The 8,459-nt window shown below is 36.0% G+C and carries 11 protein-coding genes and 1 pseudogene; 5 read left to right on the forward strand and 7 right to left on the reverse strand.

Annotation, left to right across the window (positions count from 1 at the left end):
* Positions 1 to 152: 152 nt before the first annotated feature.
* Complete coding sequence (locus D6734_12880) at positions 153 to 347, forward strand: DNA-binding protein (GenBank protein RMF92161.1); 195 nt, start codon at positions 153 to 155, stop codon at positions 345 to 347.
* Positions 348 to 384: 37 nt separating this feature from the next.
* Positions 385 to 579 (forward strand): DNA-binding protein, encoded by a 195-nt coding sequence (locus D6734_12885; GenBank protein RMF92151.1) that lies wholly within the window; start codon positions 385 to 387, stop codon positions 577 to 579.
* A 69-nt stretch (positions 580 to 648) separates the two neighbouring features.
* Here the strand turns inward: D6734_12885 and D6734_12890 are convergent, their stop codons facing one another.
* The gene (locus D6734_12890; protein RMF92152.1) at positions 649 to 1,224 is read right to left on the reverse strand and encodes a LemA family protein; all 576 of its coding nucleotides are present in this window, start codon (positions 1,222 to 1,224) and stop codon (positions 649 to 651) included.
* 56 nt (positions 1,225 to 1,280) lie between these two features.
* On the opposite strand from D6734_12890, the pseudogene D6734_12895 reads away from it, so the two are divergent.
* Positions 1,281 to 1,370, forward strand: a pseudogene (locus D6734_12895) (LysM domain-containing protein).
* Between the two features lie 651 nt (positions 1,371 to 2,021).
* Here D6734_12895 and D6734_12900 read toward each other — a convergent pair.
* From D6734_12900 to D6734_12920, 5 genes are all read right to left on the reverse strand, one after another.
* Positions 2,022 to 2,801 carry a hypothetical protein gene (locus D6734_12900; protein RMF92153.1) on the reverse strand — a complete coding sequence of 260 codons (780 nt, stop codon included), beginning with the start codon at positions 2,799 to 2,801 and terminating at the stop codon, positions 2,022 to 2,024.
* A 57-nt stretch (positions 2,802 to 2,858) separates the two neighbouring features.
* Positions 2,859 to 3,071: a 4Fe-4S dicluster domain-containing protein gene (locus D6734_12905; GenBank protein RMF92154.1), complete on the reverse strand. Its 213-nt coding sequence runs from the start codon at positions 3,069 to 3,071 to the stop codon at positions 2,859 to 2,861.
* Positions 3,072 to 3,090: 19 nt separating this feature from the next.
* Entirely contained in the window at positions 3,091 to 3,984 is an 894-nt protein-coding gene (locus D6734_12910; GenBank protein ID RMF92155.1) for a succinate--CoA ligase subunit alpha, read from the reverse strand.
* 42 nt (positions 3,985 to 4,026) lie between these two features.
* On the reverse strand, positions 4,027 to 5,205 hold the full coding sequence (locus D6734_12915) for a hypothetical protein (GenBank protein ID RMF92156.1): 1,179 nt from the start codon (positions 5,203 to 5,205) through the stop codon (positions 4,027 to 4,029).
* Positions 5,206 to 5,672: 467 nt separating this feature from the next.
* Positions 5,673 to 7,133 carry a radical SAM protein gene (locus D6734_12920; protein RMF92157.1) on the reverse strand — a complete coding sequence of 487 codons (1,461 nt, stop codon included), beginning with the start codon at positions 7,131 to 7,133 and terminating at the stop codon, positions 5,673 to 5,675.
* 20 nt (positions 7,134 to 7,153) lie between these two features.
* Between D6734_12920 and D6734_12925 the strand changes: the two genes are divergently transcribed.
* Together D6734_12925 and D6734_12930 are read left to right on the forward strand one after the other, a co-directional pair.
* Positions 7,154 to 7,660, forward strand: a complete 507-nt coding sequence (locus D6734_12925) for a ferritin (protein RMF92158.1) — start codon at positions 7,154 to 7,156, stop codon at positions 7,658 to 7,660.
* Between the two features lie 34 nt (positions 7,661 to 7,694).
* The gene (locus tag D6734_12930) at positions 7,695 to 8,246 is read left to right on the forward strand and encodes an orotate phosphoribosyltransferase (GenBank protein ID RMF92159.1); all 552 of its coding nucleotides are present in this window, start codon (positions 7,695 to 7,697) and stop codon (positions 8,244 to 8,246) included.
* A gap of 13 nt (positions 8,247 to 8,259) precedes the next feature.
* Here the strand turns inward: D6734_12930 and D6734_12935 are convergent, their stop codons facing one another.
* Positions 8,260 to 8,457 carry a hypothetical protein gene (locus D6734_12935; protein ID RMF92160.1) on the reverse strand — a complete coding sequence of 66 codons (198 nt, stop codon included), beginning with the start codon at positions 8,455 to 8,457 and terminating at the stop codon, positions 8,260 to 8,262.
* Positions 8,458 to 8,459 lie beyond the last annotated feature (2 nt).

An 8,459-nucleotide genomic window follows, 5' to 3' on the forward strand; every position in this document is an offset into this window, starting at 1 on the left:
AAATAATATTTGACAAATTAAACTGATTAATATAGATTTATACATAGATTTGAAAGGAATGAGAGGAATGATAGTTTTGAGGAATTTAAGTTTCATTAATTCAACCCTAAAAAAGGGGATAAGAAAAAATGAAAAGGAGGAAAGAAAGTTCAATGGCAGGAAGTGGAACAGATATTCTTACATTAAAAGAAGTAGCAGAATATATGAGAGTGAATACAGCGACGATTTATCGGCTTGTCCGCACAGGAAAAATTCCAGCATTCAGAGTTGGAAACAGATGGCGTTTCAGGAAGACATCTATTGATGAATGGCTGAACTCTAGTGAAAGTAAAATAGAAGATTATTAAATCACAATCGTTAACTCTAATTAAGAAAGGGAGTAGAATGGCACAGGGTAAAACAGATATTTTGACATTGAAGGAAGTAGCAAGCTATATGAGAGTGAATACAGCGACGATTTATCGGCTTGTCCGCACAGGAAAAATTCCGGCATTCAGAGTTGGAAACAGATGGCGTTTCAGAAGAAGCTCAATTGACGAATGGCTGAATTCAAGAGAAGGTAATTTAGAAGAATATTGATTCAGCTTTTAGAATATATAGCTGAAAGGGAAATAGAATTATCTATTTCCCTTTTTTTTACTAAAAACATTAAAATTTAACCTTTGGTGTTTCTTTTGCTTCTGATTTTATCTCATAATATGGTGCATTCTTGATACCGGCAATCCTAGCAAAAATTACCCCCGGAATTTTTCTGATGTATGTATTGAGCTCTTTGACAGATTCATTGTAACGCATTCTAGCTACTGAAATTCTGTTCTCTGTGCCTGCCAATTCATCCTGTAATCGAATAAAATTCTGATTTGATTTGAGCTCAGGATATCTCTCAACGACTAAGAGAAGGCGTGAAAGCGCGCCAGATAATGCATTGTTTGCAGAAATTTTTTCATCAATCGTAGCTGCTCTTCCTACTTGAGAGCGAGCTTTTGCAACTTCTACAAATATCTCCTTTTCCTGCTTTGCATATCCTTTGACAGTTTCAACAAGATTTGGAATCAGGTCATAACGTCTTTGAAGCTGATTATCTACTTCAGCCCAAGATTTTTTCACATTTTCATCAAGGGCAATTACTTTATTGATTCCAGAAATAAAAAATTGAACGACAGCTATTGCCAAAACCAAAATTACGGCAACCGTTATTAAAATATACTTTGTCGTTTTATTCATAATTTAAATCATTCCTCCTTTCAGTGATTATTGGAGCTATTCACCATGAACGGCCTGCACCGCCTCCACCACTCAATCCTCCACCGAATCCCCCAAAACCTCCCAATCCACCGCCAAAACTTCCGAATCCTCCAAAACCTCCCATACGATATCTACCATATCTATATCTTCTTCCAAATAAAAAGAAAGGCAAAAAACCGGTCCTTGAAAATATAAAGAAAAACAATATTATCAGTCCTATCAAATTTCTTATATTACTGCTTTTTCTGTAATTCTTTCTTTCCCTTAGCGATACAATTTCCTTTAGATTGATGTTTTTCTTTTCTGCTATTTTTGAAACTATCCCAGCAAAAGCGGTAATTGCGCCATTATTATAATCAGATTTTGCAAAATAAGGAATAACATTATCAAGAATTTCTCCACAATATCCGTCTGTGAGGATTTCTTCCAATCCATAACCAACTTCAATCCTTGTCTTTCTGTCCTTTACAGCGGTGATAAACAGCACTCCATTATCCTGCCCTTTCTTACCTATACCCCATTTTTCAAAAAGCTTTACTGAATATAGAGGCATATCCAATGGTTTTGTAGTATCAAGAAAAACAACCGCTATTTCAATCCCTGTTTTCTCATTCAAAACCCTACAAACCCTCTCCATCTCCCTTTCCACATCGGCACTCAGCACATTGGCATAATCATTGACGAATCCCTGCGGAGAAGGAAAAGTAATCTCGCTTTGTGCAAAGACAACAGGAAGAAAGAAAATAAAAAATATAAAAAAGAAAAGAGATTTCCTTTTAAAGTTCATTTATTATAAGAGCAATCTTTGTTATTTCATTGAAATATTTTGAAAAAGCATTCTCAGCATTGAATCTACCAATTTTGCCGTCTCCCTTCTTATCCTTCAATATATCTCTCATTATGGAATTTTCGATTTCAAAATTCTTCTCTACAAGTGAAATGATTTCATCTTTAGATGAAGGCACATCAATTCCTTTAAGCTTCAAAGCACTTCTCAATATAGGAAAGATTGATGAAATGGACTCTACCATAAGCATTTCAATCCTTTTGCCGTTACGGCCTGTTTCAAGAAAAGCCTGACCTAATAAAAGGAGTCTCCCTTTTATCTGCTGTTCACATTGAAGCCGCAGATGCTCATAGGAGATATTCAAGTCCTTAAAAAAATCTTCGCCAAAAATAAGAATGTTACAATCCTTTATTTCTGAAAATTCCATTGGGAAAACATCGACAGATTCATCAATCATCGATGGCGACAGGAAAAGTGGAGGAGATATCATTCTTTTAGCCGCTTTTTTATAAATAGCACAGCATCTTTTAAAAATATCGAAGTTATATTCTTTAAAAACAAAAAGCGAATTTATATCTGACTTTCCGACTACATAGTCAGGAGAAACTGCACTGCCATAGAGGGCAATAGAAAGGATATTTTCATTGTCAACATTGAGGATTTCATCGCTGAATGGGATAAAGATTCTTTTAACTTCTTCATTGACTTTATTAAGATTCAAATAGTGCATAGTTATCTTTAAAAGAAAGATAAACCTTTCCAAAAACAAATTTCATTATTTGGATTTCTCCGCAGATAATGCCTTATTGTCAAAGATAATACAATCTTAATAAAGTTTTTCAATTGAAACTACATTAACAGGGCATTTTTGAAGGCACAGGTCGCAAAGTGTACATTCGTCCTCATTCTTTTCAACTATTGAAACTTTTCCATCCTTTGCTTCAAAGATATTTACAGGACAAATCTTCACACATTCACCACACTTTTCTACTCCCAGACATCCTTCCTTTATTTTTACATTTATGAAAATACTTGCCATAATATCATCTTCTCCTCTTCTATAACACAGATTTCAAATGTGTAATTATCTCTTTAAATTCTTCTGCAACCATAATCCCTGCTTCCTTAAACTTCTCTATCTTACCCTTTGTCGTACCTCTATTGCCTTCAACGATTGCAGCAGCATGGCCAAATCTAACACCGGGCATCTCATCAGCAAAACGTCCTGCCACAAAGGCAACAATAGGAAGCTTTATATTTTCTTTGGTCACCATCTCAGCCAAACTTTCTTCTACATTCCCACCGGGCTCACAGAAAATAACAACTGCTTTGGTCTGTTCGTCTTCCGCAAAGAGAGGAATCAAATCAAGATAGTTAGAGCCAACAATGGCATCTCCGCCAATGCTGATACAGGTACTTTGACCGATGCCATTTAGAGTTAGCAGATTTGCTATCTCCGTAGTCATTCCACCTGAACGGGAAATTATTCCAACATTACCTTCGCTGTATGCCTTCTTCACATCTTCAGCCCTTCCGCCAACCATACCCACTTTGGTTTTATGAGGTGAAATTAGGCCCAAAGAATTAGGGCCTATCACTCTTGCACCATTTGCGCGGGCAAAAGCTACAATTTCAACAACATCCCTACGCGGTACTCTTTCAGTTACTATGACAACCAGCTTTATGCCATTATCGATTGCTTCAAAGGCAGCCCCCTTTACCATTGCAGGCGGTACTGAGATAATACTAGCATCAGCAGGATGAGCTTCAACTGCCTGTTTAACTGTATCGAAAACAGGTACTCCATAGACTTCCCAACCACCTTTCCCCGGAGTAATTCCCGCAACCACTGCTGCTCCATAGTCGAGAAGATCCTTTGTAAATGTTGTTGCTTCTCTTCCTGTAATTCCTTGTATAATTATCTTTGTATTTTCACTTGCTAAAATTGCCATTTTGACTATCCTCTTTCATTAATCAATTAAGGTTAGAACATTTCAAACACTCTTTTGAACAGCAATCTTTGCAGCCTCATCAATAGAAACCGTTCTATCGCAATACTGCACACCGTATTTTTTCAATATCTTGAATCCTTCGTCTTCCCAAGCGCCCGGGATCCTAAAAACTGTTATTGTTTCCGAGGGCTTTTTACCACTTTCAATGACCCCCTTAATAACACCACGAGCTACCAAATCAACTCTTGTATTGCTGACTACATTCATTATTACAGCAATTTTATCAATTCCGGGTCGGGAAAGAATAAGTTTGACTAACTCCTGCACTTTGAAAACACTTGGATTGCCTCCTATTTCGCAATAATTTGCAGGTTTTCCTCCATGCTTTCTTATTGCATCAAAGGAAGTCAAGCTTGCGCCTCCGCCTCCAATCAATAAGCCAAGATTCCCATCAAATTCAATCATTCTTCCTGCAACACCGCGATGGTCAAGTTCATCGATTTCAGCAGCCCTTTTTTCAAATTCCGTCTGTTTCTTTGCCTGACTTTCCTCTCTTTTTCCCAATAGCTCAATTAATTTTTTCTGCCTATAAAGAGCATCATCATCAATCTCCATATGACCGTCAACAGCAATGAAATTCCCATCTTTTGTCCTTACAAGCGGATTTATTTCAGCAAGCGTTGCATCATAATTCATAAAGACTTGCACTAACCGATACAATATTGCCCCTACCTTCAATACACTCCGTGAATCAGCGCCTGATTGTGCAACAACCTCTCTCATTTGATGTTCAAAAACACCCTTTGCTGTATCAATATCCCTTCTCACAATCTTCTCGGGGCTTTTTTCGGCAAGCTCTTCAATATCGATACCGCCTTCCCTGCTGAAAATCACCACAGGCCTTTGCCTTGCAGAGTCATAGGTCACAGCCATGAAATACTCAGCATCAATATCAAGCTGATTCTCCACCAATACTTTCTTTACTTTGAATCCTTTTATCTCTTTACCTATGAGCTCAGCCGCTTTTTTGCGTGATTCATCCTTGTTTTGAGAAAAAAGGACACCTCCTGCCTTTTTTCTTCCTCCAGATGGTATTTGTACTTTAAGTACAGCAGGACCATCTATAGTAATCTCATCAGGAGATTCAACTACTTGATTTTCAGGAACAGGTATTCCATTGAGCTTAAAAACCTTTTTTGATTCATGTTCAAAAAGTCTCATCTTCTTTTTGCTCCATTTTAAACAGTAATCTCATCAAATTTATTGAAAATTCAGCAGAAATTACACTTTTAAGGCGCCAATGTCAAGTGAAGATTTATCGTAGGAATAGAGAATGATAAAACAAAATCATAAAATTATTTATTACTTGTTATTATTTAAATTTTTGATTAGATTTGGAATATTCATTCCTTCATATAGGTTAATATTGTACTGAGGATCGAGCCTTTACCATATCCTCCCACATGGCTATTTCACTGCAATAAATTCATTTCTATCAATGGTCAAAAAGGAATCAATAATCACAAGATCATAGTCAAGATTCAAATTGAGCGTGAAAAAGGCTTTCTTGAAAAAGTAAGGAACAAGATACAACTCAGTTGAAATATGCGGCATTAAATCTCTATTCGTATTGTCAGGAAAAGCTTGGTTAGAATAGATAAAAAAGATTGTTTAAGACCTTTTTTCATCTAATGTGATGAAAAGAAATTGTTTATTTCGCTATACTTTCTCAATAAACCATCCCTATCAATGGAACAAAAAACTTCCTTCGTTTTGGTAAAATGACTTTCCTTGTAATTCCATTTGTCTTCTGAAATTTTTCCTTCTTCAACTAATCTTTCAAAAAGTTTGGTTCCCGGCAATGGTGAAAATATGCTAAAGGAATAGCTATCCAGTTCGAGCAATTTTGCAAGCTCAAAGGTTGCGTCAATGTCTTTTTCCGTCTCGCCGGGAAGTCCTATCATAAAAAAACCAGCCACTTTTACATATCTTTTTGCAATTGATACGCTTCTGTATATCTCATCAACACTATATTTTTTCCCCAAAAGAGCCAAAGTTGAAGAAGAACCTGATTCAATACCCAAATCGATTTGCACAAGACCTGCATCCTTCATCATTTCAATCTCTTCTTCATTGACCAAATCAACTCTCGTATTTATTTGCCATTTGAAACCGGGAAGCTCTCTCTTTATTAAACTGCAAAATTTCTCAACCCATTTTCTGTTTATGTTGAAGGTACTGTCTTTGAACCATATTCCTTCAATATTCAAAGAATCTGCCAATTCCTTTATCTTTGAAATGATAATTTCCGGTTTTCTTCTTCTATCACGCCTTCCCATAGTCTTATTTACTGCACAAAAAGTACACGAATAGGGGCATCCTCTTCCTGCTATCATTGATATTCCTCTTATACCTCTTAAATCTTGATTGTACTTAATATAATTTTCAGCAGGGAAAAGACTGTAGTCTGCAAGGGGAATTTTATCGAGATTCTCAATCAATTCTGCTCTCTCAGATATTATTGGACTGCTATTATCATTAAAACAGATTCCCTGATTCAATTCTTTAAGATAAGTCAAATCCTTCTTGTTTTTTATGGCATTATATATTTCATAAAGGGCATATTCTCCTTCACCTCTTACGACAAAATCAACTACATCATTTTTCAGCACACTTGCAGGCATAACCGTTGGATGTACTCCTCCAAGTACAACAATAGACGAAGGAGAAACTTTTTTAACAATTTCTGCAATTTTCAGTGATTCAAATATCGTGGCGCTCATTGCAGTAATCCCAACTATTTCAGGAGTGAGACGGGAAATTTCATCTTCAACCTCTTCATCAGTCATAAACAGTCCCGGTATATCCAAGACAGAGGTTTCAATACCATTACTATTGAGAAAGGTGGCAAGTTCAGATATGCCTAATGGAGGCTCAAAGGCAACAGCATACATATTGCCCCTCTTAATCCATCCCATAAAGGATGAAAACCTTTCTTTCAATTCATCTCTGTTAAAATACGGCGGATTTATCAATAGAATCATAATATATTTCATTAGCATAAATGTCTTTTTTTCGCCATAAGAAGCAATCCAAGAATTTATAAGATTGATTTTTCCTCCAAAAAGATTAAAAAAGGGATAATTCAAACTTTTAAGGGGGTCTATTTATGATAAGTAAAAAAATGGCTAAAGCACTAAATGATCATTTAAATAAAGAGATCTATTCTGCATACCTATATCTTTCTATGCAGGCATATTCAGAAAATGCAGGGTTAAAAGGTTTCGCAAATTGGTTTAATGTTCAAGTACAGGAAGAGCTTTTTCATGCACAAAAAGTATATAAATATATTTTAGACCAAGGGGAAAGAGTAATACTTGAAGAAATAGAAAAACCCGAAAGCAACTTCAAATCTCCTGCTGACCTTTTCAATAAAACTTTGGAACATGAAAAAGCTGTCACCGCTCGAATCAATAAACTTGTAGATTTGGCAAAGAAAGAAAATGACCATGCTACAGAAGGAATGCTCCAATGGTTTGTCTCCGAGCAAGTAGAAGAAGAAACATCTGTAAATGACATAATTCAGCAGTTGAAACTTATTGGGAAGGACGGAAGCGGGCTTTTTATGCTCGATAGAGAGCTTGGACAAAGGACATTCACTGCTCCTGCCGAATAGCTTAACATAAAAGATTGTAAAGGACTTGGAAAAAATGAGAGAGGAACTACTTGAGATTATACGAAAGGAATCCCTACAGTTTGGGGAATTTATTTTAGCATCAGGTAAAAAAAGCAATTATTATATCGATATAAGAAAAACCTCACTACATCCCAAGGGATTAAAGCTGATATCCCATCTTATTTATTCTATGATAAAAGATTTGGAGATAGACTCCATAGGGGGACCTACGATTGGCGCTGACCCTATAGTAGCAGGCGTTACAATGTTAAGTGCCGACACAAAAAAGCCTATAGGAGGCTTTTTGATAAGAAAAGATAAGAAATTGCATGGAACAGGGAAAAAAATAGAAGGATGTTTTTATAAGGGAATAAAAGTGGTAATCGTGGAAGATGTAGTTACTTCCGGAGGCTCCACTCTCAATGCCATACGGTCTGTTGAGGAAGAAGGCGGAAAAGTGGAAATAGTGATTGCTGTTGTTGACAGAATGCAGGGCGGAAAAGAAAATATTGAAAGAGAAGGATATAGATTTTTCTCTCTTTTTACAAGTGATGAGATACTGGGAAATTCACTTTCAACAAAGTAAATAAATGCTTCTATTAGTGGGGGGTAGAAGTTTTCTTTCTTCTGTGAAATACTGAGTTTTCATAAGAATTCTGCATAACTTTAAAAGAAAGCTTAAATCCCCTGACAACAATATTCAATATTCTTAAAAAATAGAAAAAATAAATAAAATACTCTTTTTTGATTTCATATCTTCTCATCATATATTTCTTCGATGGAAATATATCACTCAATA

It is taken from the genome of Candidatus Schekmanbacteria bacterium, from assembly GCA_003695725.1.
Lineage (GTDB): Bacteria > Schekmanbacteria > GWA2-38-11 > GWA2-38-11 > J061 > J061.

What these genes read in the sequence shown, in the direction of transcription:
- D6734_12880 (RMF92161.1), top strand. Translation starts at nt 153, where the DNA reads ATGGCAGGAAGTGGAACAGATATTCTTACATTAAAAGAAGTAGCAGAA.
- D6734_12885 (RMF92151.1), top strand. Translation starts at nt 385, where the DNA reads ATGGCACAGGGTAAAACAGATATTTTGACATTGAAGGAAGTAGCAAGC.
- D6734_12890 (RMF92152.1), bottom strand. Translation starts at nt 1,224, where the DNA reads ATGAATAAAACGACAAAGTATATTTTAATAACGGTTGCCGTAATTTTG.
- D6734_12905 (RMF92154.1), bottom strand. Translation starts at nt 3,071, where the DNA reads ATGGCAAGTATTTTCATAAATGTAAAAATAAAGGAAGGATGTCTGGGA.
- D6734_12910 (RMF92155.1), bottom strand. Translation starts at nt 3,984, where the DNA reads ATGGCAATTTTAGCAAGTGAAAATACAAAGATAATTATACAAGGAATT.
- D6734_12915 (RMF92156.1), bottom strand. Translation starts at nt 5,205, where the DNA reads ATGAGACTTTTTGAACATGAATCAAAAAAGGTTTTTAAGCTCAATGGA.
- D6734_12925 (RMF92158.1), top strand. Translation starts at nt 7,154, where the DNA reads ATGATAAGTAAAAAAATGGCTAAAGCACTAAATGATCATTTAAATAAA.
- D6734_12930 (RMF92159.1), top strand. Translation starts at nt 7,695, where the DNA reads ATGAGAGAGGAACTACTTGAGATTATACGAAAGGAATCCCTACAGTTT.